A 23,126-nucleotide genomic window follows, 5' to 3' on the forward strand; every position below is an offset into this window, starting at 1 on the left:
AGACTAGCGAGCCTTCCGCGGAAACAGGCGATCGCGAATGTAGCGCGAGGTCGGCGTCAGGCGGATGCCGCGGGGCTTCTGCCAGGCCGCGCGATCGATCTCCTTCTTGTCGCCGATCGCCAGACGGCCCTTGGCCTGCTTGGCAACGAAGATCGCGTCGCTCATCTTGCGCCCCGAGCGCTTGTTCCTTGCCGTTACTTCCTTCCAGAGGCTGAGCCTGCCGAGCTTGAGTTTCGGCAGTTCCTCCTTGATTTCGCGTTTCAGGCAATCCTTTCCGGATTCACGCCCACGCCTGCGGCCGCCGGGGAACATCCACAGCCCGTCAGATCGGCGTCTCACCAGAAGGATCTTGCCGCGCTTCGCGGCAACCAGTTTTGAGGACTTGGTCATTCGCAATTTCACAAACAGAATCGCATGTGTTCTAACTTGTCTATTCCAATAGACAAGTCCATGGCGTTGTTCCAATGGGCTCGTGCTGGGACCGATTGCCGCTTTCGGTTGCTGCAATAGGGATCGCGGGTTCGATTGACATTTTGTTCTTGTTATGTTCCTTTCGTCCTCCATGGTGAGGAGGCAATGCGATGGACAACCGTATCAGCGAAATTCGCAGGCAAATCAGGGCGTTGCGGGTCAGCATGCTTGAGGCCGAGGCGATCGTGCGGGAGCAGATCAACCGCGATGAGGATTGCGCCTTCGTTGCCGGGGATCTGCTGAAGATGCGGATGGTCATGACCCGCCTCGTTGAGGAGCGGGCAATGCTCGGCGACCGCGAGCCGATCCTCGTTAGCAGGGTTTCCGCGCCGCGCTGCGGCGCCCGTCGTGATTCTGCCGGCGAAGCGTCAGCTGTTCGCGCTCAGCAGCAAACGTGCATGACGGCGCGGCTGATCGACCGGAGCAGACATCAACGCGCGTAACGGCGGCGTTCCGGAAGCCTCACTCTGAAGATCGTGAACGGCCCCGAGCGCGGCAGGTCGTTCTTGAAGGCGACTTCCCACAGATGGGAGTCGGCGATGTAGAGATAGCCCTGACTGATCGCGAAGCCGTCCGCCCATGACAGTTTCGAGGGATCGCGAACGAAGACCTTGGTGGCCAATGTATGGCTCGGCGTTCGCGTAATGGCGACGACGCTGCCTTGCTCCAGATCGCCTCCGTAGAGCGTCCCGTTCCTGTCCATGATCAGGCCGCCGCTCAGCACCGAGCTGCCGAGATATTCGACCTTCTTTGCGAGCTCGGCGTCGGACAGCCGTGTGTCGCGCAACGCTGCAGTCGGAACGCGCCAATAATTGTGGTCCGTCAGCGGGCGATAATAGAGCCACTGTGAATCGGGCGACAGCGCGATGCCGTCGGCGTGGATTGCAACGACCGAACCGTCCGGCCGCAGGGCAGCCTCCTTGCCGATCATGAGATGCTGCTTGGGATCGGCGAATGTCGAGCGATCCGCAACCAGCACCTGCCGCGCGTTTCCCGTCTTCAGGTCGAGCACGACCAGGCTGCCCTTGTTGCCGGCGTTGGTCAGATAGGCGAAATTGTGCACGACATCGATCCTGACGTCGTTGAGGGCATCCTTCGGCGAGACCACGCCGGTGAAGTCGTACTGCCGGATGATCCGGTTGCTGGACAGGTCGAATTCGACGAGCTTCGGCGGCAGCCGGTCCTGATCCACTTTGGGCAGTGACGAGTCGAGCGCCCACAGATGATCCTTGCCGTCGACCCAGAGCGCCTGCACGGAGATCCACTGCGAAGCGCCCTTGCCCTGCTCGTCGAACTTGTTCCAGGCAGCGTCGGGATATGGCGTCAGCTCGCCGGTGCGGGGATTGACTTCGACCATGCTGTCGCTCGACCGGACCCGACCGGCCGGCGCAGTCGCGAACACGCGGCCCCTCGCGGAGACGCCGATGCCGACGAGGCGGAAGTCATCCTGGAAGGCCTTCACCGTTTCGGGGGCTGGTCCGATCTTGGTTGCAGGTGCCGGGCCCTCACCATGGGCCGCCATCGGAGACAGGGCGATGCAAACCAGGATCACGTTCAGCAGCATTGGCCTGGACAACGGGACCTCCCTGTCAATGTTCGTGCGACGGATCCCGTCCACAACTTGGCAACCCAACCAGCTGTTCCGTCATGGGAGGCATCCGATCCGGGTGATCGCAGGCTGTTGATCGGCGGTTCGCCCGTGAGGGCGCTGACATGCGCTTACGGCAGCGCGTCTGCCGGATGCTTGTCGTGGTGCTCGACATATTCGACGCGCATCTGGTCCGGATGCCGCACCAGCATGTTGCGGCCGGTCGGCACCTGCTTCGGTGCCTCGAGCACGGTGGCGCCGACGCTCGGCAGATGTCTTGCGAACGCGTCGATGTCGTCGACCATGAAAGTCAATTGCGTGGCCCTGAAGCGCGCGAGGCTTTGCTCGGTCCCCGCGATGAACAGGATCGAGGCGACCTGGGCGAGCCGCAGCGCATATTCGGGATAGTCGAAGCGCAGCCGGGCCTTCTGACCGATCAGGGCCTCATAAAACGCGACGGTATCGTCCAGACTGTGCAGCGGCAGGTAATGTCGTGCCAGGATATTGAGCACTTTCATGGCGATGTCCTCATTTGTCGTGGTGGCTTCAGTCCGATCCGGCCAGTCGGCGGGCCAAAGCGCGCCGCCGCCTGCGGAGCGCGGCGATCGCACGATCGATCTGGTCGAGCTTGTCCTGCATCACCGCGGCGCAATTGACGCGCGCCCGTCGCGGCCCGTCTTCGAGCGCGGTGAGGAGATTGCGCAGCTCGCGGGTCGAGAAGCCCGAGGCGATCAAATCCCGCACCCATGCGGCGCGTTCGATCTCGGCGGCGGAAAAGCTTCGATAGCCGTTCATGGTCCGCCGCGCCACCACGAGGCCCGCTGCCTCGTAGTGCCTGAGGACGCGGGAACTGACGCCGAGATGGCGCGCGGCCTCCTGAATCTTCATCGCGATCTCCTGTCGAAGGCCGGCCTAGCACCCTCTCATTAATGTCAATGTCAAGCGCCTCCTTGCGGCGGCTTCGACACAAATGGCTCCGATGCCCTGCTCCGGGCGGGATGGCGAATCCGGCCGTTGCGACATATCGTGCGCGAAACCCTGCCGGCCGTTCATCGCCGGGTCATGTGCCTGTGGCCATCGTCAGCGGCACGAGCCGGCGCGCGCCGGGACATGCGGAGGAGTTTTGGGATGACCAAAAGCGGACGGCTTGCGACGGCGGCACTCGCTGCGATCCTGCTTGTTGCAACGCCGGGCGCAGAGGCCAATGCGGCGCAATGCGGCAACGGCCCGGGCGGCTTCGAAAACTGGAAGCGGGAATTTTCCGAGGAGGCGAGGGCCAAGGGCATCGGCCAGGCCGCGCTTGGCGCGCTGATGCAGACCAACTACGCCAGTGCGACCATCGCCGCCGACCGCAGCCAGCATAGTTTCAGCCTTTCGCTCGGGGCGTTCATGGCAAAGCGCGGCGCTTCGACCATCGTGTCGCGCGGCCGCTCTCTGAAGCAGTCGCAGGCGGCGCTGTTCGCCTCGATCCAGCAGCGCTACGGCGTGCCGCCGGGGCCGCTGATCGCGATCTGGGGCATGGAGACCGGCTTCGGCAGCCAGCGCGGCAACCAGAACATGCTGTCGTCGATCGCAACCCTTGCCTATGATTGCCGCCGTCCGGACTTCTTCACGGACCAGCTCTATGCGGCGCTGAAGCTGATCGATCGAGGCGCCATTTCCGCTGGCCAGCGCGGCTCGATGCATGGCGAGGTCGGCCAGACCCAGTTCATGCCGAAGAACATCCTCAACTACGGCACCGGCAATCTCGACGTTGCCGCCAATGCGCTGAACTCGACGGCGAATTTCCTGCGCGCCCATGGCTGGCGGGCAGGCGCTGGCTATCAGCCCGGGGAACCCAACTTCGCCGCGATCGAGGCATGGAACGCCGCGCAGGTCTATCAGAAGGCGATCGCCATCATGGGACGGCAGATCGACGGCGGCGACGAGTAGGTGCCAGGCTCCATCGGAACGAACGAGGCTCCGAGCGGTGCCGATAACACCGTTCACACGTCGCCTGCGCCTTCTGTCGCCGGAAAAGGTGCGCCAGGCAGATAGACCCTGATCGGACGGATCTCATAGACCGCCGTCGGATTGACGCTGCGCAGGTCGCGGGCGGCCTCGAGCGCAGCGTCCTCGTCAACGCAATCGATCACATAGAGGCCGAGCAACTGCTCCTTGGTCTCGGCAAACGGTCCGTCGATCACCATGCCGTGGCCGGGTCCGCGCAGGGTGCGGGCGTCCCTGGTGTCGCCGAGCCGTGCGGCGGGGCCGAGCTGTCCTGCCAACCGCCGGTGCACTCCCCGCAGGCCGGTCATGACGGACGCATCCTCGTCCGCGGTCCATGACTTGACCTCGGCTTCGACGTGATAGGCCAGGATGGCATAAAGCATCAGTTGCTCTCCTCGTGTGCTGTGTGACCGTCCAAAGGACGTTTGCGCGCCGGCCGGTCCGACAATTCGTTTGGCGAATCCTGTGCGGTTGATGTCGCGACCCGAGGATCAATGAAACTGTCCGGGAATGATCGCGTGGAGCGGCCTTGAATGGCAGCAGCCGCTGGTGGCCGCGCCGGCTCCGGCTTCCGACTGCGAATCGCCCAAGCAAAAGGCGCGGCGGGATGACTCCCGTCGCGCCCGGTTTTGTTGTCTCGCTGGTCCAGGGCTGAGAGCGCCCCGATGCCAGGCTCAATGGTCAAAGCCTAGCGGGCGATCCCAGCGAGGTGACAGCGCTTGAGACAAGACACTGGATCACCTCCTTTCTTTGTTGATGGGACCATCAATATAGGCGCCGAATCGACTGCTGTTAAGGCCAGCCGCGCCCCGGAGTGTGAGGGAACGGGGCCGCGGGCCGGGAGACCACGGCAGTCCCGCCGGGACCAAAGCCGCGGGGGCAGTTGAGGCCGCCGCCCGGCCGTGTTAGGTGATCGCCCGACGCGGGTGTAGCTCAATGGTAGAGCAGCAGCCTTCCAAGCTGAATACGAGGGTTCGATTCCCTTCACCCGCTCCAATTGCTTCTTCGCTATCGCGGTTCGGCCCCGGCGACGGTTGCCAACGGCCGTTTCACGATCGCCCGCCGGTCTTTCACGTAGGCGATGGGAACGCCGAACCTTTCCACGGTGGCGATGACCTCGCCGTCCAGATCCTGGTCACAATTCATCTGTGTCGGCGCAATGAAGAACTCGGACTCGCTCCATTCGTGCCTGAAGTCCCAATGCAATTGCGGCAGCGTAACGGTGTGATCGAATGCCACACGCTCGCCGCATACAGCGACCGAAAAGATCTGCGGCGACGGTAGCGGGTCGACCGGCGGCCTATCGCGCACGAATGCCTCGAGTTTGCGGACGGCCTCGGGCATGCTGTTGAACCAATAGTCCATGTCATAGCGGCGGAATGCGCCGGGCAGACCTCCGACGAGCGCGTTATAGGACAGGTTCTCGTAAGGATGCAGCCGAACGAGGGTGACGCCCTCCCATACAAAGAACCCACTGACCACGGCAACGACGCCGGCAGCCAGGCGCCTGTCTTGCACCTCGATCGCATCGAGCAAAGCGCTGAAGCCGACACCGGCGAGCACCGCGAGGGGCGGCAACACAAACAGGAAATGCCGCATCCCGGTGAAGGCCGGGCCCCGAAACAGCAACTGGCTCGCCACCGGGATGATCGCTGTCAGGAACACCAGCGCGAGATCACGCCGTCGCTGCTGCGAATCGTCTCCGTACAGTCTGCGGAACAGCGAGATCGATCCTAACGCGGCGCCGGCCAACGTGACGAGCGGCACACGGATCAAAAGATAGGCCGGAACATAGATCCGCGGCACATCGGCCATCTCATAAGTGCGCCCCGCGAAAACGGTGCGGATCGGATAATGAAATTCCGAGAAGACAAGCAGGCCACGGATTGGATTGAGCAGCGACAGCGCAGCCCACGGCCATGCCAGGACCATCACGAGCCAGGCCAGTGCCACGGCTGGCAAGGCCTTGAGCGCAGATCGGGCGGCGAAGCGCAGCCGTCCGCCGCGTTCGCGCCAGGGTAGATTGAGCGCGATCGTCAAGCCGAGATAGATGAGCGAAAGCAGGCCCAGGCTGCGCAGCCCGAGCGCCGCGCCGGCCAGCAGACCGAACGCTGCAACATCGGCGGTGCCGGGCGACGGCAATCGGCGCCCGATGCGGACGAGAAACAGCGTGGTCCCCGCCATCGCGGAGGCGAACGGAATATCCTTGGTGTGATTGAACATCGCGCCATACCACGCCCCGCAGAGCGCAAGCGCGATCGCGGCACCCAGGCCCGCGCGCGGTCCCGCAATCGATCGCGCCGTCGCCGCCGCAGCAGCGATCCCGCTTACCCCGATCAGTGCGCAAAGGATGTGACGGAGTGCATACGGATCGACGGGAATGACGTTGGCGAGCGCCACGGCGATGACGTCGAACAGTCCGCCATAGAGGTAGAGGTTCTCGAAGCTGAACAGGTCGCGAGCTGAAAAGCCGCTGCGATAGTACGCGATGATCAACTCGCCATAATGATGCTGCACGACTTCATCGTTGGAGATGGCGTAGTCCTTGCAAGTTGCCAGCACCACGGCTGTGAGCAGCACAAGCGCCACGCAAGCGAGCGCATCGCAAGGATCGGAAGGGAGGAACCGGAAAGCCGGTCTCGCCAGGTCAGATTTCGTCGCGGCGGAAATGCGATTCCGAGCCTGTTGCGTCTTCGTCCGAGGTGACGGGGCGGGTGTCATCTATGCAAGCTCTTCGGAAACCAATCGGAGAACCAGGGCCATGGCACCCGGCGGATTTGCGGGCGCACTGGCGCGCGCCCTGCAGGTCTCAGTATCGCCTGACGGGAGCCTGAATGTCACGCCAGGCCCCGTCGAGCGAATCCGGTGCGCCACTCATGTCGATCAGAGCGCCGACGATGGTCGGTGAACGGATCGCATCAGGCCGCGCTCGGCTTCGTCCCGGGAGCCTGCTCCACATCGACGAAGAGATTTGGCACCCGTTCCGCCCGGTCCAGCAGCCAAGCGGCGGCAGTCATGATCGCGAAGCCGGCGAAGCTGACCACGAACTGCTCGATGAACGCGCTCTTCCACTGCACCAGGACCCAGTGCGCACCAAAGGAGAGGAACACGCCGAGGCAGAACAGCGGAAGCGAATGCTGGCCGCAGAGCACCAGTGGGCGCAGCAGCGTCGACTTCAATCCCGCCCAATCGTGATCGAGATAACGCGAGACGACCAGTGCGAGTGCGCAGAAGTGCGTGAATCGCAGCATGTCCAGGTCGGTCTTGTCGATCGGATAGATCGCCTTGTTCAGCCATGGTGGTACCAGCGATTTGAGAAATTCGCTGTGCCAGCCCATGACGATGAAGAGCGCGAACAGGATCCAGGCAATCGCGATGCCGAACACGATGCGCGACTTCAGGATCTCGGATATCTGCTTGACCGCTCCGCAACCGCACCAGGCGCCGGCGAAGAAGATCAATTGCCAGCAGAACGGGTTGAAGTACCAGGTCGCGCCTTTCGGGTAGGATGGCAGATTCCAGCCGAAGTAGCGCGCGAACAGGTAGAGCACGACCGAGCCCGCCAGGGTCAGATTGGGGCGGCGCAGCATTAGCCACAACACGAACGGCGAGACCGCAATGAGGCAGATGTAGAGCGGCAGCACGTCGAGGTCGACCGGCTTGTATTGCAGCGTGAGCGCCTTGCCGATCAGTTCGTCGGGATGATTGAGGAAGTTTGCGACGTTGAATTCGTCCTTGTACATCGGGTTGTCCCATTTCCTCGCGACGCGGGCGATCTGCGCCGTGAAGAACAGGAAAAGCAGGATGTGCGCGACATACATGTGCCAAACGCGATTCCACAATCGCTTCAGGGCCGGCATGAACTGGCCCGCGGCGATGATCGGAACATAGATGAAGCCCGCCAGGTAGCCGGATATGAAGACGAAGAACTCGGCCGCATCGCTGAAGCCGTAATTGCGCAGCGTGAGCCACGAGACGACATCGTCAGGGATATGATCGAGGAAGATCATCCAGAGACCGAGGCCGCGCAGCAAATCCAGCCTCAGGTCGCGTTCGACGACAAAAAGGTCCTTGCTCTCGTTTGCCATGTCGATAAATCCAGTCTTTTGAGAAAGCCTTCAAACTTCGTTTCGGAAACGGCGGTGACAACCGGCGGCGTTCGGCGGTGCGATAGGGGCAGGCCGTGCAAGATCGAACGGATCGCGGTCCGACGTCGACCGGCTGCCATTTCATGTGACCAGGCGATCATCGGGTCTGCACCGTGAGGTCAAAAACGACGGGCTTGGCGCGCTCGCGCACCGTCGTCGACCGCTTGTACCAGGTGAAAATCCTTGCGGCGCCGCACATCACCAGAATTCCACCGATACCGACGATCACGTGCAGCACCAGGCCGGCATCAAGCTCCGTCAGAATGGCGTAACCTGCGAATGAGAGAGCAACCCCAAGCGCGAAGATCTGCAGCGAATACTGCCCGCACAGGATGAGGGGGCGTGCCAGGGGCGACTTCAATCCCCGCCAGCCGCCCGGAACAAAGCGCAACGCCACGACGGCAAGCGACAGGAAATGGGCAAACCTCAGGATATCGAAATCGGTCTTGTTGATGGGGTAGATCAGACGCGCCAGCCAGCCGGGGATGAAGCTTTCCAGCGCCGGGATGTACCAGGTCAGGGTCACGAAAAACGCCGCACACAGATAGGTGACGGCCAGCCAGAAGACGAGCGGGGAATCCAGTATCGGAGACAATCGCCGTCCGCCGCCCAGCGCACACCACGCGCCGAACACGAACAACAGCTGCCACCCGCACGGATTGAACGACCAGAAGCCGTCCCGATAAGTGGTCAAGTGCAGGTCGTACCGGATTGTGAGAACGTAGAGCACGATCGAAGCAAACAGCGGTAGATCGCGGTGCAATCGCGCAAGCAGGAAGACCAGCGGCAGGAACGCCATCAGCACGATATAGAGCGGCAGCACATCCATGTTCAGCGGCCGGAATCGCAGCAGCAGCGTCTGGATCATCACCGGGCCCGGCTCCTTGAAAAAGTCGGCTACCTCCATCTCGCCAATGTAGAACGCGGGCTTGTCCGAAATTGCCACGACGTAAGCGATTTCGGCCATCAGGACCAGGAACAGCAGGAGATGCGCGGTGTAGATCTGCCAGACGCGCCGCAGCACGCGCGCCGTCCCAATCACAAAGCCGGTCTCGAACGTGGCCCTGCCGTAGACCAGCGCTGCCGTGAAACCGGAGATGTAGATGAAGATTTCGGCGGCATCGCTGAAGCCATAGTTGCGGACCGTGAACCAGGTCAGCCGGTCCGGCGAGACGTGGTCGATGTAGATCAGCCACAGCGCCAGCCCGCGGAACAGGTCGAGGCGCAATTCCCGCTGACCTTCGGCAATCGCAAAGGCCGGCTTTGACGCTGATGTCAGCGAGGAAGCGTCTGGCCCGAGGGCGGCCCATTTGGTCCCGGAAGTGTCCTCGGACGAGGTCATGGGTTTTCCAAGCAGAATTCAACCAAAGGCACTGGAACTGAGAGTATCCTTGCTTGGTCGACGATTTATATGTATTTTTTAGATTAGCCTAAGCATACATAAGGGCGATTGCCGGTATGCGCGCTCGCGTCTCCAATGAACTCTGCCGACGGATCGAGAGCGATATCGTCGAGGGACGGCTGCTGCCGGGCGACAGACTGGACGAGCAGGGCCTGGCCAAGCGTTTTGGGGTGTCTCGCACGCCGGCGCGGGAAGCGCTGCTCCGTTTGGCCGATGAGGGGCTCGTCAAGTTCAAGTCCCGCCAGGGTGCCGTCGTCGCGAGCATGACGCCTCAGCGGGCGATCGGCATGGTCGAAATCCTCACCGCGCTGGAGGCCGAGGCTGCCGGCCTCGCAGCTCGCCGCATGACCGATGTCGAACGCACGGCGCTGCGTGAAATACACCGGGAGTCTGCAGCAACCGTGCGCTCCGGCGACACGGCGGGCTACATCAAGTTGAATACCGCTTTTCACGAGGCCATCTACGCGGGCGCGCGCAATGTCTCCCTGGCCGATCTGGTTACGGAAACCCGTCTTCGCATGCGGTTCTTCCGGCACCAGAGTCTGTCGCGGCTGGCGCGTCTGGCGGCGTCCTTCGATGAGCACGCGCGCGTGCTGGCAGCCATCGAAGCGGGACACGAACTTGAAGCACAGCAGGCGATGCGTGCGCATATCGCCGTTGGAGGCACTGTCTTCGCCGACATGGTCGCCTCCATCGATCTCGAATGACCACCGCTACAGGCCGCGAGTGCCGGGATCTCCGCAGCCATCGCGCATCACGGAGTCGGGCTGCCGTGGCCGCTCTCCGCCGTCGGTTCCTCTGCATTGGGATCGCCCGGTGCAGTCGCCCAAGCCAGTTCGACGAGCGTCACGATCCGGCGACCGGCGCCATCAAGCTGGCAGACGATCAGGCCTTGCTCCTCGATATAGGTCAACAAACGCCGCGCGCGGCGAAACGAATGTGTGCCATAGGCACGCGCAATCGCTGCATCGCTTGGGCAGGGCCAACCCTGCTTCGCCGCGCGGGCAATCATCATGAAGACACCCTGCATATCATCGGGCAGGATGGCGGCGCGGACCGAGACATCCTGCCACGTGTCATCCTGTGCGATGTCGGTTGCGAGGCCGGCACGGGCGTGCGTCAGCATGCGCCGGAATTCGCCGAGGTCCGGAACGGACGAACCGAGGCCCTCGATCCGGCAGCGGACGACGAACTCCTGATAGAGGACGCCGAGGGCGCGGAACCCCGCGTCGGGCTCCGCAAGGATGGCGCATAGAATGCGATCCAGCCGCTCGCGCCGCTCCGCCAACTCCTCGGCGCTGACGGGCTGCTCTTCAGCTTCGGGACGCATCTCCAGTTCGGCCGATTTTGCAGCCATGAGCTGGCCGAGCAGGTCCGGCGCCGGCCGGCGCTGGGGTCGGATATTTTCGGGTGGCGGTGCCGCCAGGATGATGGCGCGTGCGTCCTCCAATGTGGCTCCGGGCAGCGGCATCAGTCTTGGCGGTGCATTGCGCGGCTCGGTTTCGGTGGGACCGATGCGCAGGCCGACCGGACGGCGGGAGAGGGCAGGGCCCAGCGCCATGAACTGACCGCGTTCGAGGTCCCGGAAGGCATCGGCCTGTCGCCGCTCCATGCCCAGGAGGTCGGCAGCGCGCGCCATGTCGATATCCAGGAAGGTTCGGCCCATCAGGAAATTGGAGGCCTCCGCCGCGACGTTCTTGGCAAGCTTTGCCAGTCGCTGGGTCGCGATGACGCCCGCAAGTCCGCGTTTGCGTCCACGGCACATCAGATTCGTCATGGCCCCGAGAGAGAGTTTGCGTGCCTCATCCGAAACTTCCCCGGCGACCGCCGGCGCGAAGATCTGCGCCTCATCGACCACCACGATCATCGGGTACCAGTGGTCGCGGGTTACCTCGAAAAGCCCGCCGAGAAAGGCGGCCGCCCGCCGCATCTGGTTCTCGGCGTCGAGCCCCTCGAGATTGAGCACTGTGGAGACGCGGTGGCTGCGCGCTCGCTCGCCGGCGACCTGCAGGCCCCGCTCGGTATGGTCCTCGGCATCGATCACCAGGTGACCGAAGCGTTCGGCCAGCGTTACGAAATCGCCTTCCGGGTCGACGATGGTTTGCTGCACCCAGGGAGCGCTCTGTTCCAGCAGCCGGCGCAGCAGATGCGATTTGCCTGACCCCGAATTACCTTGCACCAGCAGGCGCGTTGCAAGCAGCTCTTCGAGGTCGAGGGTAGCCGAGCCGCCTGCCGTCGTATGCCCCATCTCGATCGCAACGGTCATGTCTCGACTCAAAGTCTCCCTGAGGCGAGGGGCTTATCAAGCTGATCGCGGCCAGTCGAGCGCTTCACGCTTCCAGATTGCGGCGCTTGTGTACAGCTGCGCAACGGCATTCTGGCAAGAAGAAAATCCCAGGCGATCTCAACGAACCAAAAGGCTGTGGATTGTCGGAATAGACGATGAAAATGCGAGAAAAATTCGAGGACTTTTTAGGCTCAATATGAGCAAAAACCTAAGGTTGCATTCTTGCCGACGACGTGCAATCATTCCTCCGTCGGCTCCATTTGAACATTTTCCGATTTCGCTTTTTGCCGGCGCATTTTGATCCGTATTCATTTCAGAGCGGAGGCCGATCATGGCAAGGCGTCCCCAAGCGGAAGGCCGCACGGTTCTCACCAGGGAAGGGCTTGCGGCGCACCACAAGAGCATGCCGAAGTCGCGGCATGGGCATTCATTTGCACCGGACAAGAATCCGCCGGGCTTCCACACGGTGCAGGATGCGGATCAGAACCAGCCGTGGCGCGATTTGCCGCCGGCGACCGGATTGCCGCCGTTCCGGATGGACCTGAAGTCACTGATCGATCCGGATACCTATCAGCAGATCACCAGGAGCAAGCAGCTGGTGTTCCATTCGGTTGGCGACACCGGCGGCGTGACCACGCCGACCTATATCGACGGCGTGTCGCATTTCATGGAATGCGACATGAACACCATGAAGCCGCCGCAACGGCCTTCGTTCTTCTATCACCTCGGAGACGTCGTCTACTACGCCGGCGAGAGCGTCAATTACTGGCCCGAATTCTACGAGCCCTATCTCAACTACAATGCGCCGATCGTCGCCATTCCGGGCAACCATGACGGCGACGTCAACCCGACCACGGGCGAGACCAGCTTGCAGGCCTTCGTGCGCAATTTCTGTGCCCAGTCCGCGGTGATCAGCCCCGACAACCTCGAGGCGCCGCGCCGCACGATGACGCAGCCGAACGTGTTCTGGACCCTGAACACGCCGCTGGTGACCGTGATCGGCATGTACAGCAACTGCCCCGAAGGCGGGCAGGTGAGCGACACCCAGCGGCATTGGTTCGTGTCGGAAATGCAGGCCGCGCCGAAATCGCTGCCCGTGATCCTCGCCATCCATCATCCGATCTACTCGGCCTACGGCCCGCATCCAGGCAGCACGCGCCTCAAATCGCTGCTGGACGAGAGCTGCACGGAGGCCAAGCGCGCGCCCGACCTGGTGCTGACCGGGCACGTCCACAACTATCAGCGTTTTTCGGCCCCGCTGCTCGACAAGAAGAACGTGCCCTTCATCGTCGCCGGCGCCGGTGGCTACAAGAAGAAGCTGCACATGCTCGGGCCCTCCTTCCACGACGCGCTGAACCAGAAGAAGCTGCCGATCCAGATCGCCGGCGAGCCGGAGTTGCTCGAGAACTTCAACGACTCGCAGCACGGCTATCTGCGGATCACCGTGACGACGAAGAAGATCGTCTGCGACTACGTTGCCGTGCCCGATCCCGCAACAAATCCCGGGAATCAGGTGCTCGCACCCTACGATAGTGTTGAGATCGACTTGTGAATGCCGGGCCGGGCCCGGTGGTTCACGGGCCATGGCCGTCTCTCGATTGTAGGGAGATACCGATGCGCTACAGCCGGATATTTGCCGTTGGTCTTGTGGCCGTTGGCCTGATCGTCGGTCCGCCGGCGTCGCCGGCAAGGGCGGCTCAAGCCAAGTCGCCGGGGCTCGGCTGCGTTCCCGCGGCGAAGCCCGACCCGTTCCAGCCGGATCCGTTTGCGGTCTCGCTGACCGGCGCATTCCCGTCGGGCCTGCTTCCGATCGCGGACGACGTCAGGAAGTTGATCCTGCATTCAGGCCTGCCTTGTCAGGACCACGCCAATCCATCGATCGGCAAGGAGAAGGAGGGGCTCGAGAACCTGCAGCGCGCCTTCGACTTCTACTCCTGGCGAACCTTCATCGCACTGAATTCACCCGCCAGTGGCGATCCCATCGAAGGTGCATCCGCCAGGGCACGCACCCAGTGGGAAGACATGGGCAACTTCAAGCAACTGCTTGACGTGATGTTGCCGGTCAAGATGCAGCCGCCGAAATGGCCGGCCGACAAAGCCGCCATTGCCGCCGAGCGCGAGCGGTTGATGCCTGCGGAATGCCAGGCGGCGCACAAGGAGATGCCCGACCGGATGATCGTGAAGATGATCGAGGAGAGTTTCAACGAGCCGTTCAAGACCGGTCCGTTGATCGATCAGCATGGTCGTTACGCGATCTTCGACATCCTGATGAATCGGGAAATGTTCGACTACATCAACACCAACCATCTCTACAGCAAGGCCGGACAAGCGGCGAATTCCGACCTGCTGGTGGACTTCCCGCCCGGCAACGACCAACCGCCGGGCGCGAATGCGCCGCCGACGCTCGGCGCCTTCATGCTCAAGGTATCCTGGAAGATCCTGGTGCCCGAGGAGATCAGGGCCGGCAACTTCCATATGGTGGAGGCGCTCGTCCTGATGCCGCCGGGCGATCCCAAGGCGAAGCGGCCATGCCTGCCGGAGACCCTTGGGCTGATCGGGTTCCATGCCGTTCACAAGACCATCGCCCGTCCGCAGTGGATCTGGACCTCGTTCGAGCATGTCAAGAACGTGCCCGACAGGGGCGAGGTCTCAGCCGGCCGCTTCAACGGCCCCTACAGCTTCTTCAGCACGAGCTGCAAGGGCAGGTGTGCCGACGAGAACGCGACGCCGCCGCGCCCCTGGGATCCGGATCCCGCGCTCAGGCTGAGCTTCCGCAAGGACAATTCATTCAAGAGCCAGATCGTCCGCGAGACGCCGCTCGAGCCGGCAACGCGGAACATGAACACGATCTTCCAGAGCATGCTGAAGGGGACCGTCTGGGAACACTACATGCTCGTCAACACCCAATGGCCGAGCACGTTCGCCTGCACATCGCTGCATTCGCTCAGCTTCGAGGCACCCACGCCCGCGACCGACTTTGTCAAGCAGCCGGACATGACGTGCTCGCCGGCGCCGACGTTCATGGCGAATTCGACGCTGGAGACCTACAGCCAGGGAGAGGTGCCGCTGGCGTCGTCGAGTTGCATCGCCTGCCACGGCAACGCGGTGAGCTTCCAGAAGCGTCCGTCGAACCCGAAACCCGGCGCGATCCATCTCAACCAGTCGGATTTCACGTTCATGCTGGAGAAGGCGCAGTAGACGCGATCTCGCGCACATCCGGCATCGTCTTGATTTGGTCTATCGCAGGAGCTGAGGGCGGCCATGGCATCATCACCGCATCATCGCAGCAGGGATGTCGCAGCAGCGGGAACGCCGCCGGATCAAGCCGGAGACCTGTCTCGTCGTTCGCTGCTTGCCGCTTCGGTTGCGACCACGGCGGTAGCAACCGTTCTGCCGATTGCCGGATCGGCCTATGCGGATGCGCCCGACGCGAAATCGCCAAGGGACATGATGGCGTTCCTGGTGCTGTCTGCGGCGCTCACCGGCGTCCACATAGCCACGCTGGCACCCGAGTTCACGATGGTTGGCTCCAGCGACATCCTGGATCAGAGGCCGACAATCGACCCCTTCAACATCAAGGACGACTATTTCAGGTTCATCGTCGCGGCAGACAAGACCTCGTCATTCGGCAATCTGCTGCAGATCGCCAGGGATCATCGCAATTCGGCGACGGACATCGCCGCCGCAGTGAACAAGAGCGATGACAACTCGAAATTCCTCGCGCGCAGCATCGTGCTGCTCTGGTATCTCGGCTCCTGGTACGAGCCGGCCGACCTCAAGAGCAATGTGACGCCACCGGGAGATCAGGCTGGAAAGCGGGCCTTCATCGGCTCTCAGGTGGTTTCGGCAAAAGCCTACACACAGGGGTTGATCTGGCAGATCGCCCAGGCCCATCCGATGGGCTACAGCAATCTGCAGTTTGGCTACTGGTCGCGCGATCCAAACGATCCGAATGATTCAGGCGATCGGTCCAATATCGGCCTGATCACGTCGACAATTCCCTGACGGAGCGCGCCATGGCCGGTAACTGCATCAAATGCGATGTCGCGATCGTCGGTTCCGGCTTCGCCGGGGCAATCATCGCCAATGAGCTGAGCCAGAAAGGCATCAGCGTCGTGATTCTCGAGGCGGGCGCGGGCGTTCCGCCGAACATCAACGGATACTTGTCGCGTTTCTACAAGGCCGACGCCAAGGTGCCGGAGAGTGCATATCCGCCGGACTTCGTGGATTCGAAAGGCAACATGATCAATCCCAAGGACGTGGCGGCGGGCAGGCCGACCGTCCTCAGTCTGTTGCCCGACAGGTGGAAGAAGCCCGATCAAAGCTACCTCGTCCAGAAGGGACCGGCACCGTTTCCCAGCACATATGAGCGTGTCGCGGGCGGCACGGCGCATTGGCTAGGCACCTCGCTGCGGCTGGTGCCGGGCGATTTCCGCTCCAAGTCGAACTACGGGAAGAACCAGAAGGACTTTCCTCTGCCCGATTGGCCCAATGCCATCAGCGCCGAAAAGCTGAGCCCCTATTATGCGAGGGCCGAGGCCGAGCTCGGCGTCTCTGCCGACGTGAAGGAGCAAAGCTTTCTGGGCGTCAGCTTTTCCAAGGACTACAGCTACCCGATGCCACGCATTCCGCCCTCGCTGCTCGACCAGCGGATCGGCGCGGCGCTGACGCAACTGACCGACGACGACACCAGGTTTCTCGGCATGGGAAAGCCCGTGAACGAGATCAAGGTGCGAAGCCTGCCGGCGGCGCGCAATTCCCAACCGTATCGCAATCGGCGGGCCTGCGCCGGCAACACAAATTGCATTCCGATCTGTCCGATCCAGGCGAAATACGACCCGACCATCACGCTGAACGAGGCGACCAACCGCGGCGCACAACTGATCGACCACGCGGTCGCCAGCGAGATCGTTGTCGAGGACGGGCCGGTCGGTCGCGTCAGCCAGATCAACTTCATTAAATATGAAAAGGAGGCCGGGCCGCGCACCGGGGAGGGATGTGTCAAGGCAAAGGTCTATGTCATCGCGGCCAACGCCATCGAAACGCCGCGACTGCTTCTGATGTCGAACAACAAGGGCCGCACCGAGAAGGGCGTGAGCAACCGAAGCGGCCAGGTTGGTTGCAACCTGATGGATCACCCCTATTACGTCGCCTGGGGCTTGCTGCCTATGACCGCGAAGCCGGTGTTCCCCTATCGTGGTCCGCTCATCACGTCGGGTATCGGCGATCTCTGCGACGGTCCGTTCCGCGCCAGGCGCGCCGCGTTCCGCGTCGACATCGGCAATGAAGGCTGGAACTACGTGATCGCCGGCGGTGCATTCGGTGCCGACCCCCTGGTGACAACAGTCGATTTCGTCAACGGCATGAACTCCAGCGGCCTCAACCAGCGCCAGTTCACCCAACTCCCCCAGAATAATGACGCTCTGTTCGGCGCCGGCCTCGCCCAGAAGCTCAACGATCTGATGACGCGCCAGTTCAGGATCGGATTCCTGGTCGAGCAGACGCCGGAGGCGAGAAACAAGGTGACGGTGTCGAAAACCGTCTTCGACGGACTGAAGCTTCCACGCCCGGAGGTGTCCTACGACATTTCCCACTACACAAAGCAAGGCATCGTCGCCGCCTATCGCATGAAGGAACTGATGTTCCGGAAGCTGGGTGCCCAGGACTTCACCGAGACCGCTGCGGGCGACCCCGCCGCCTTCGATGAGATGATCGACGGAGAAAAGGTGACACTGACCTATGGCGGTGCAGGTCACATCATGGGCACCTACCGCATGGGCGATGACTGGCAGACATCCGTCGTCGATTCATTCCAGCGTTCGCATGACCACAACAACCTCTATCTGGTCGGAAGCGGCACGTTCCCGACCGGCGGCACGGCCAATCCGACGCTCACGATCTCCGCGCTGGCGATGCGGACGGCCGACAGTATCGCCGGCGACCTCAAGACGCAGGGATGACGCGACGCTGTGGACGCTGCATCAACCGGGAGAGCAGACATGACGTGTTGGGCCAGCAGACGCAGCCGTCTCGTCGCGGCGGCCGTTGTCGCGATGCTGGCGATTGCGCCATGCGCCGCCATCGCGGACGAATGCCCGGCGATGCCGCCCAATCACATTCCCGACGCGCCGCCTCCGCCGCTCAACATCGACAACGTCAAGGCGCGGCTGACCGACTATCACGACAACTTCTACCTGGCCGATGTCGCGGCGGTGTTCGGCGTGGCCCAGATGTTCATCGATAGTTATTCGGGGCAGGCTCAGTCGCCTGCGATCGTCTTCGACATCGACGAGACGTCGCTGACCAACTGGCCGAATCTGGCTGCGGACAATTTCGGCTTCATTGCAGGCGGCGCCTGCGACGTGTTGCCGGCGGGCCCCTGCGGCTTCAACAAGTGGATCGCGATGGCGAGCGCGGAGCCTTTGCCCGGAGCGGTAGATCTGTTCAAGGCAGCGAAGCGAAAGCGCATCGCGGTGATCTTCATCACGGGGCGTCATGATTCGCAGCGCGATGCGACCGTCATCAATCTCGATCACGCCGGCTACGCCTGGACCGAGCTCCACACCCGTCCCGACAGGGATGAGTTCCCGACCGTGCAGGCCTTCAAGACGTCGGAACGCGCCAAGGTCGCGGCCGAGGGCTATACCATCATCGCCAATATCGGTGATCAGATGAGCGACATCGACGGCAACAACTCCGGATGCCGCTTCAAGGTGCCGAACCCGTTCTACTTCATCAAATAGCGGGAATTGCAGTTCGCGGCGAAGACCTTTCTTCTGGTGACGCCGGCGCCGGGACGCACTATTCATCGTGTCCTCTTCGTCACGCCCGGACCCAACCGAATGACCGCATCCCCGATCGAGATCAGGCGCCTGACAGGCCCTGATGCCGCCATCTACCGCGAAGTTCGCCTCGAGGCGCTGCTGACCAGTCCGGAAGCATTCGCGAGCGCGTTCGAGACGGAATGCGTTCGGCCGGTCGGCTGGTTCGCGGAACGGCTCGATGGCGGTGCCGTGATGCTCGGCGCGTTTCGGGGCGGCGAACTGGTCGGGACCGTGGGACTGCTCGTCGGCGACGGGCCGAAGCGGCGCCACAAGGGCATGCTGGTCGGAATGTATGTGCGGGCGGTGGCTCGCCGCGCCGGCGTCGGCCGGTTGCTGCTCGAGGCCGCGCTTGCGCTTGCCGCGCTATCGGTCGAGCTGGTCCAGCTCTCCGTGGTCAAGGGCAACGTATCGGCCATTCGGCTCTACGAGCGCGCGGGCTTTGTGGAGTACGGTCTGGAAAAGCGCGCCCTGAAGATCGATGGCCGCTACTACGACGACATCCTGATGGCGAAGGATCTTGCCGACGCGAAGCGGTGAGCGCAGCCCGCCGCGCCGTCACACCACCAGCCGTCCCTCGCGTTCCGCAACCGCGATCAGCGCTTCCGTGCCCGAATTGAACTCCAGCCGGTCGGCTTCGACGCCGTCGCTGAAGATCACGCCGTTCTCGGGCATCAGCGACCGCACGCTGAGGCGCTCGGCGCGCGTGATGTTGCCGCAGACCAGGCTCACCTGCGACGTGCGGCTCGGGAACGGCTCGCGCACGGCAAAGCGAAGCGCGCCGGCGTCCCAGGCTTGCGGCAGATAGGGCGGGGCGTTGTTGCCGCCGCCGAATGCGCCGGCAATCGCCAGCGATCCGGTGACGACGCTCTTGAACCAGGCGGTCGAGCCGAGCCCGGTCGAGACGATCAGGCCGCTCGAGGATTGCCGTTCCTTCCGCTCGGCGGTCGCGATCTCGTAGATCGCGGAGGTATGGGTGCGCGCGCCGATGAAGAGGTCGTTGACGGCGTGGAGCACCTGGCCGTTGGTGAGTTCGGCCTTGGCCATCGTCACCGCCTTGTGGCCGCGTCTGCCGGCAGCGACCTCGCCGAGCAGGGCAGGGAGGTCGCGCGACACGAAGGGCAGCAGCACGCCGTCATGGCGCTTCGCATCGGGGTTGAGCCCGATCAGCGGATGGCCGTCGAGATACTTCATCGTGTTGGCGACGACGCCGTCCTGGCCGAGCGCGACCACGATGTCGGAGGGACCGAAGATGAAGTTCGGCAGGAAGCTCCGGTCGATGATCTGGTAGCGGCCCCATTGCTCCAGCGCCTGCACGGTGAGGTGCCGCTCGGCCTGGTAGACGTCATGCTCGCGCTGATAGTCGGAGAAGTCAGCGCCGAGATGCTCGACATAGAAGCGCGCCTGAGCCGCCGTCAGGTATTTCGCGATCAGCTCCTCGAGCCGCGTCTTGCGGGTAACGAGAACGACCTTGCGATCATTGTCGGCGGGCACGGGCGGCCTCCACGGCGGCGGGTTTTTCCAGCAACGTGTTGAGCAGGTCGGGCGAGACGTTGAGCTGGCCGATCCGTTCGGCCTTCTCCGCGATCCCGCTGAAGGCCTGCGCGATCAGCTGGCCCGGCTGCATGCCGGCAGCTGCCAGCGCCTGGATCACGCGGGTGTCGACGCCCTCGAAGATCTTCATCAGCGCGCCGACCCGATAGGCCTCGGCATCGGCCAGGGTCCTCGTGTTCTCGGCGTTGAGGCCGACGAAATCCTTGCGCTTGCTCTCCAGCGTGATGTCGGCGACCATGCCGGCCTCGCGCAATTCGGCCTGCTTGGCCGCAACGCTTGCCTCGGCATCCATCTGTGTCTCGCGGATCGACCGCTTCTTCTGCTCGACCGCGATCTCGGTGTCGAGCTCGCTCTCGCGGATGGCGCGTTCCTGCTCCACCGCGAAATTGCGCCGCGCGAAGATCGCCTCGTCGGCGCTCTTCAGGATCGCCTCGCGCGCCTCGGCCTCCAGCGCCTTGGCGGTGTCGGGTGTCGGCTTCACGCCGCGGATGGAGACGCCGAGGATCTCGAGACCGAGCGCTGCGATATCGGCGCGGCCGCGCAGCCCGGACTCGATCAGGCCGGCGATGCGATCGGCGGCCTGCAGCGCCTCCTTCAGCGTCAGCTCCTTGGTAGCCTGCTGCGCCAGCACCTCGACGGTGGCCAGGATTCGTTGCGACAGCTTCTCGGGGTCGTCGGATTCATAGGTCTTGCCGTCTGCTTTCAGGGTGAAGTTGAGCATGGAGGCAGCCTTCTGCGGCTCGCTGATCCGATAGGTGACATGACCCTGGATGGTGAGGGCCTGAAAGTCCCGAGCGATCTGCTGGAAGATGAAGGCTGCGTCGCGGCTGCCGATCGGGACTGCGACCAGCGAGGTGACGGGGCCGTAGTAGAAGCCGGAAAGGCCGGCTCCCTGCTCGGTCACCGCGCCGCGGCGGAATTTCATCAGATAGGTGGTCGGCTGGGCCTTGATGAAGCGGAAACCAAACATGGCGTGCACTCCCGTTATAAGTGTGTCTGGACAACTAAGTTAGTTGGACTGTACAACTAAGTATGCTATTGTCAAGCGGAGACGTGAAAAGGTTCACTCCATCGGAGGGAGCGGGTAGAATGTCGGACAGGCCGGAACTCGACTTCCCGAGGCCGCTGACGACTGTTGATGTCGTCATCTTTGCCATCAGGTCGGACGCGCTCCAGGTCCTGCTGGTTCAGCGGCCGACGGCAAAAAACGAGCCGTTTCCAGGGGCTTGGGCCTTGCCCGGCGGCTTCGTCGATATCGCCGCTGATCGCGACCTGGAAGCCTGCGCGGCGCGCAAGCTGAAGGACAAGACCGGCGTGGTCAGCCCCTATCTGGAGCAGCTCGGGAGCTGGGGCAGTGCGGCGAGGGATCCGCGCGGCTGGTCTGCCACGCATGCCTATTTCGCGCTGCTGCCGGAACAGGCGGCGGGCGGCGTGCAGGCCACGGATGCGCAGTGGTTCGCGGTCGATGGCGAGAAGGTCAAGCCGCGCCTCGCCTTCGACCATGCCGAGATCCTGGCCACCGCGATCCAGCGCCTGCGCAGCAAGGTCGAATACACTTCGCTGCCCGCCTATCTGATGCCGCCGGAGTTCACGCTCCCGGAATTGCAGCGCACCTACGAGATCGTGCTCGACCGCCCGCTGGAGAAGAGCGCGTTCCGCACCCGCATGCTCGCCGCCGACCTGATCGAGCCGGTCGCCAGGATGCGCAAGGGACCGAACCGCCCGGCGCAGCTCTACCGGCTGAAGAAGGCGAAAGCTCCGGTGTTCTTCGCCCGGACGTTCAACCCGCCGGGCTGAGCCTCACACCGAAAGATCGAACCCCGGCCCGAGGCCGTCTGACAGGAAGGCAGCGAGGAGCACCTTGCCGCACACATGGTAGAAGACCGGCGTGCCGCGCTTCAGGCGTCCGCTGCGGAGGGCATGTTCGAGTTCGGCAAGCGCCGGCGCCGCGACGTCGGTGTCGGGCGCCGTGCGCGGTGTGGTGGCCGACGCGCTGAGCACCACGCCGGCATAGAACAGGCGGGTGAGGGCGCGCACCAGCTTGAGGCGGGCGCGCAATGCGTCATCAGGCGCGCCGCCGAGCCAGGCCCGCAGCAGGATCTGCTCCAGCTCAGGCGTTCGCGCGATGCTGCCGCTGACGATGGCGATATCGGCCAGCGGATCGTTGCGATAGGCGGATTCCCAGTCGACCATCCAGAGCCTGGCACCGTCGAACAGGATGTTGGGCGGAATCGAATCGTTGTGGCTGGAGACCGAGTGCGCATCGTCCCAGACATAGGCCGCGCGGATGCGCTCGAAATGCTCGCTGTACCGATCGAGCACACCGGGTGCGAACAGGCCGGTGCGGCCGACATGGGCCCAGAGCCGGCCGACGATGTCGGGATAACGCACGAAATACGGGAAGGTCGGTGTTTCCTGCAGCCGCGCCAGCAGTTCGCCGAGCGCCCGCGTCAGCGCGGGCAGGCCGCCCGGATAGGTGGACAGCGGTTGCCGACGGACAAAGTCCATCACGACCACGCGTGACGCCTCGTTCACGTAATGGAGCCGTGGCGCGATGCCGGCCTCGGCGGCGATGCGCAACGAAACATACTGATGCGGATTGCGCAGCGGGCTTTCCAGCGGTTCGAAGCCCAGCCGCTGCAACGGGCTCACCGTTCCCTCGAGGCGTAACAGGTACTGATGGCCGCCGGCATCGATCCGGAACAGTCTTGCCGCCGTCATGCCGCCGGACACCGGCGCGACGGCATCGACCGGAGCTGCGCCGATGACATCAGCGAGCGCAGCGCGCGCCGCATCACGCAGGGTTGGCGGAAGCGTATCGAAGTCCGTTGTGCTCATGGCCAACGCTAGCATGGCCCTTGTGCTG

General features: G+C 63.3%; 22 protein-coding genes and 1 tRNA gene. 11 read left to right on the forward strand and 12 right to left on the reverse strand.

From position 1 onward, the window contains the following. Positions 1-3 precede the first annotated feature (3 nt). Entirely contained in the window at positions 4-390 is a 387-nt protein-coding gene (locus JQ586_RS22815; protein ID WP_212396859.1) for an NUDIX hydrolase, read from the reverse strand. Between the two features lie 191 nt (positions 391-581). Here JQ586_RS22815 and JQ586_RS22820 point away from each other — a divergent pair, with 191 nt between their 5' ends. Continuing rightward, the gene (locus JQ586_RS22820; RefSeq protein ID WP_249147972.1) at positions 582-914 is read left to right on the forward strand and encodes a hypothetical protein; all 333 of its coding nucleotides are present in this window, start codon (positions 582-584) and stop codon (positions 912-914) included. Here JQ586_RS22820 and JQ586_RS22825 read toward each other — a convergent pair. The 3 genes from JQ586_RS22825 to JQ586_RS22835 all read right to left on the reverse strand — a co-directional run bounded on the left by JQ586_RS22825 (position 902) and on the right by JQ586_RS22835 (position 2,947). Continuing rightward, positions 902-2,047, reverse strand: coding sequence for an L-dopachrome tautomerase-related protein (locus JQ586_RS22825; protein WP_212396860.1), 1,146 nt, complete (start codon positions 2,045-2,047; stop codon positions 902-904). The genes JQ586_RS22820 and JQ586_RS22825 overlap by 13 nt on opposite strands. A gap of 143 nt (positions 2,048-2,190) precedes the next feature. Beyond that, positions 2,191-2,577 carry a VOC family protein gene (locus JQ586_RS22830; RefSeq protein WP_212396861.1) on the reverse strand — a complete coding sequence of 129 codons (387 nt, stop codon included), beginning with the start codon at positions 2,575-2,577 and terminating at the stop codon, positions 2,191-2,193. A gap of 28 nt (positions 2,578-2,605) precedes the next feature. Then, entirely contained in the window at positions 2,606-2,947 is a 342-nt protein-coding gene (locus JQ586_RS22835; protein WP_212396862.1) for a MerR family transcriptional regulator, read from the reverse strand. A 240-nt stretch (positions 2,948-3,187) separates the two neighbouring features. Here JQ586_RS22835 and JQ586_RS22840 point away from each other — a divergent pair, with 240 nt between their 5' ends. Then, a complete protein-coding gene (locus tag JQ586_RS22840) occupies positions 3,188-3,991 on the forward strand; it encodes a lytic transglycosylase domain-containing protein (RefSeq protein ID WP_212396863.1) in 804 nt (267 codons plus the stop codon). A gap of 53 nt (positions 3,992-4,044) precedes the next feature. Here the strand turns inward: JQ586_RS22840 and JQ586_RS22845 are convergent, their stop codons facing one another. After that, complete coding sequence (locus JQ586_RS22845; protein WP_212396864.1) at positions 4,045-4,431, reverse strand: YciI family protein; 387 nt, start codon at positions 4,429-4,431, stop codon at positions 4,045-4,047. 539 nt (positions 4,432-4,970) lie between these two features. Here JQ586_RS22845 and JQ586_RS22850 point away from each other — a divergent pair. Further along, positions 4,971-5,044 (forward strand) — tRNA-Gly (locus JQ586_RS22850). A 12-nt stretch (positions 5,045-5,056) separates the two neighbouring features. On the opposite strand, the gene JQ586_RS22855 is transcribed toward JQ586_RS22850, so the two are convergent. The 3 genes from JQ586_RS22855 to JQ586_RS22865 all read right to left on the reverse strand — a co-directional run bounded on the left by JQ586_RS22855 (position 5,057) and on the right by JQ586_RS22865 (position 9,538). Continuing rightward, a complete protein-coding gene (locus JQ586_RS22855) occupies positions 5,057-6,628 on the reverse strand; it encodes a hypothetical protein (protein WP_212396865.1) in 1,572 nt (523 codons plus the stop codon). A gap of 338 nt (positions 6,629-6,966) precedes the next feature. After that, a complete protein-coding gene (locus JQ586_RS22860) occupies positions 6,967-8,136 on the reverse strand; it encodes an OpgC domain-containing protein (protein WP_212396866.1) in 1,170 nt (389 codons plus the stop codon). Positions 8,137-8,293: 157 nt separating this feature from the next. Next, on the reverse strand, positions 8,294-9,538 hold the full coding sequence (locus JQ586_RS22865) for an OpgC domain-containing protein (protein ID WP_212396867.1): 1,245 nt from the start codon (positions 9,536-9,538) through the stop codon (positions 8,294-8,296). Positions 9,539-9,654: 116 nt separating this feature from the next. Between JQ586_RS22865 and JQ586_RS22870 the strand changes: the two genes are divergently transcribed. Next, entirely contained in the window at positions 9,655-10,305 is a 651-nt protein-coding gene (locus tag JQ586_RS22870) for a GntR family transcriptional regulator (RefSeq protein WP_212396868.1), read from the forward strand. A gap of 47 nt (positions 10,306-10,352) precedes the next feature. On the opposite strand, the gene JQ586_RS22875 is transcribed toward JQ586_RS22870, so the two are convergent. Further along, positions 10,353-11,864: an ATP-binding protein gene (locus JQ586_RS22875; protein WP_212396869.1), complete on the reverse strand. Its 1,512-nt coding sequence runs from the start codon at positions 11,862-11,864 to the stop codon at positions 10,353-10,355. Between the two features lie 352 nt (positions 11,865-12,216). Here JQ586_RS22875 and JQ586_RS22880 point away from each other — a divergent pair, with 352 nt between their 5' ends. The 6 genes from JQ586_RS22880 (at position 12,217) to JQ586_RS22905 (ending at position 19,246) form a co-directional block, all read left to right on the forward strand. Continuing rightward, on the forward strand, positions 12,217-13,437 hold the full coding sequence (locus JQ586_RS22880; RefSeq protein ID WP_212396870.1) for a metallophosphoesterase: 1,221 nt from the start codon (positions 12,217-12,219) through the stop codon (positions 13,435-13,437). Between the two features lie 62 nt (positions 13,438-13,499). Then, the gene (locus JQ586_RS22885) at positions 13,500-15,083 is read left to right on the forward strand and encodes a hypothetical protein (RefSeq protein WP_212396871.1); all 1,584 of its coding nucleotides are present in this window, start codon (positions 13,500-13,502) and stop codon (positions 15,081-15,083) included. A 63-nt stretch (positions 15,084-15,146) separates the two neighbouring features. After that, positions 15,147-15,890: a hypothetical protein gene (locus tag JQ586_RS22890; RefSeq protein ID WP_212396872.1), complete on the forward strand. Its 744-nt coding sequence runs from the start codon at positions 15,147-15,149 to the stop codon at positions 15,888-15,890. An 11-nt stretch (positions 15,891-15,901) separates the two neighbouring features. Then, positions 15,902-17,845, forward strand: coding sequence for a GMC family oxidoreductase (locus tag JQ586_RS22895; protein ID WP_212396873.1), 1,944 nt, complete (start codon positions 15,902-15,904; stop codon positions 17,843-17,845). Between the two features lie 39 nt (positions 17,846-17,884). Further along, on the forward strand, positions 17,885-18,628 hold the full coding sequence (locus JQ586_RS22900; RefSeq protein WP_212396874.1) for an HAD family acid phosphatase: 744 nt from the start codon (positions 17,885-17,887) through the stop codon (positions 18,626-18,628). A gap of 99 nt (positions 18,629-18,727) precedes the next feature. Further along, positions 18,728-19,246 carry a GNAT family N-acetyltransferase gene (locus JQ586_RS22905; RefSeq protein ID WP_212396875.1) on the forward strand — a complete coding sequence of 173 codons (519 nt, stop codon included), beginning with the start codon at positions 18,728-18,730 and terminating at the stop codon, positions 19,244-19,246. Between the two features lie 18 nt (positions 19,247-19,264). Here the strand turns inward: JQ586_RS22905 and JQ586_RS22910 are convergent, their stop codons facing one another. Both JQ586_RS22910 and JQ586_RS22915 read right to left on the reverse strand, forming a co-directional pair. Beyond that, on the reverse strand, positions 19,265-20,200 hold the full coding sequence (locus tag JQ586_RS22910; RefSeq protein WP_212396876.1) for a sugar kinase: 936 nt from the start codon (positions 20,198-20,200) through the stop codon (positions 19,265-19,267). Then, positions 20,184-21,230 (reverse strand): SPFH domain-containing protein, encoded by a 1,047-nt coding sequence (locus JQ586_RS22915; protein WP_212396877.1) that lies wholly within the window; start codon positions 21,228-21,230, stop codon positions 20,184-20,186. The genes JQ586_RS22910 and JQ586_RS22915 overlap by 17 nt, the downstream gene beginning before the upstream one ends. Before the next feature lie 119 nt (positions 21,231-21,349). On the opposite strand from JQ586_RS22915, the gene JQ586_RS22920 reads away from it, so the two are divergent. Beyond that, the gene (locus JQ586_RS22920; protein ID WP_212396878.1) at positions 21,350-22,057 is read left to right on the forward strand and encodes an NrtR DNA-binding winged helix domain-containing protein; all 708 of its coding nucleotides are present in this window, start codon (positions 21,350-21,352) and stop codon (positions 22,055-22,057) included. Between the two features lie 3 nt (positions 22,058-22,060). On the opposite strand, the gene JQ586_RS22925 is transcribed toward JQ586_RS22920, so the two are convergent. After that, a complete protein-coding gene (locus JQ586_RS22925; RefSeq protein WP_212396879.1) occupies positions 22,061-23,098 on the reverse strand; it encodes a phosphotransferase in 1,038 nt (345 codons plus the stop codon). Between the last annotated feature and the right edge of the window lie 28 nt (positions 23,099-23,126).

Source organism: Bradyrhizobium jicamae (assembly GCF_018130215.1).
GTDB lineage: Bacteria > Pseudomonadota > Alphaproteobacteria > Rhizobiales > Xanthobacteraceae > Bradyrhizobium > Bradyrhizobium jicamae_A.

Bases quoted from the DNA above. Each gene is read 5' to 3' on its own strand.
- JQ586_RS22890 (WP_212396872.1), top strand. From the start codon at position 15,147: ATGGCATCATCACCGCATCATCGCAGCAGGGATGTCGCAGCAGCGGGA.
- JQ586_RS22880 (WP_212396870.1), top strand. From the start codon at position 12,217: ATGGCAAGGCGTCCCCAAGCGGAAGGCCGCACGGTTCTCACCAGGGAA.
- JQ586_RS22835 (WP_212396862.1), bottom strand. From the start codon at position 2,947: ATGAAGATTCAGGAGGCCGCGCGCCATCTCGGCGTCAGTTCCCGCGTC.
- JQ586_RS22875 (WP_212396869.1), bottom strand. From the start codon at position 11,864: ATGACCGTTGCGATCGAGATGGGGCATACGACGGCAGGCGGCTCGGCT.
- JQ586_RS22905 (WP_212396875.1), top strand. From the start codon at position 18,728: ATGACCGCATCCCCGATCGAGATCAGGCGCCTGACAGGCCCTGATGCC.
- JQ586_RS22845 (WP_212396864.1), bottom strand. From the start codon at position 4,431: ATGCTTTATGCCATCCTGGCCTATCACGTCGAAGCCGAGGTCAAGTCA.
- JQ586_RS22840 (WP_212396863.1), top strand. From the start codon at position 3,188: ATGACCAAAAGCGGACGGCTTGCGACGGCGGCACTCGCTGCGATCCTG.
- JQ586_RS22870 (WP_212396868.1), top strand. From the start codon at position 9,655: ATGCGCGCTCGCGTCTCCAATGAACTCTGCCGACGGATCGAGAGCGAT.
- JQ586_RS22920 (WP_212396878.1), top strand. From the start codon at position 21,350: ATGTCGGACAGGCCGGAACTCGACTTCCCGAGGCCGCTGACGACTGTT.
- JQ586_RS22895 (WP_212396873.1), top strand. From the start codon at position 15,902: ATGGCCGGTAACTGCATCAAATGCGATGTCGCGATCGTCGGTTCCGGC.
- JQ586_RS22815 (WP_212396859.1), bottom strand. From the start codon at position 390: ATGACCAAGTCCTCAAAACTGGTTGCCGCGAAGCGCGGCAAGATCCTT.
- JQ586_RS22865 (WP_212396867.1), bottom strand. From the start codon at position 9,538: ATGACCTCGTCCGAGGACACTTCCGGGACCAAATGGGCCGCCCTCGGG.
- JQ586_RS22860 (WP_212396866.1), bottom strand. From the start codon at position 8,136: ATGGCAAACGAGAGCAAGGACCTTTTTGTCGTCGAACGCGACCTGAGG.
- JQ586_RS22900 (WP_212396874.1), top strand. From the start codon at position 17,885: ATGACGTGTTGGGCCAGCAGACGCAGCCGTCTCGTCGCGGCGGCCGTT.
- JQ586_RS22830 (WP_212396861.1), bottom strand. From the start codon at position 2,577: ATGAAAGTGCTCAATATCCTGGCACGACATTACCTGCCGCTGCACAGT.
- JQ586_RS22820 (WP_249147972.1), top strand. From the start codon at position 582: ATGGACAACCGTATCAGCGAAATTCGCAGGCAAATCAGGGCGTTGCGG.
- JQ586_RS22915 (WP_212396877.1), bottom strand. From the start codon at position 21,230: ATGTTTGGTTTCCGCTTCATCAAGGCCCAGCCGACCACCTATCTGATG.
- JQ586_RS22925 (WP_212396879.1), bottom strand. From the start codon at position 23,098: ATGAGCACAACGGACTTCGATACGCTTCCGCCAACCCTGCGTGATGCG.
- JQ586_RS22885 (WP_212396871.1), top strand. From the start codon at position 13,500: ATGCGCTACAGCCGGATATTTGCCGTTGGTCTTGTGGCCGTTGGCCTG.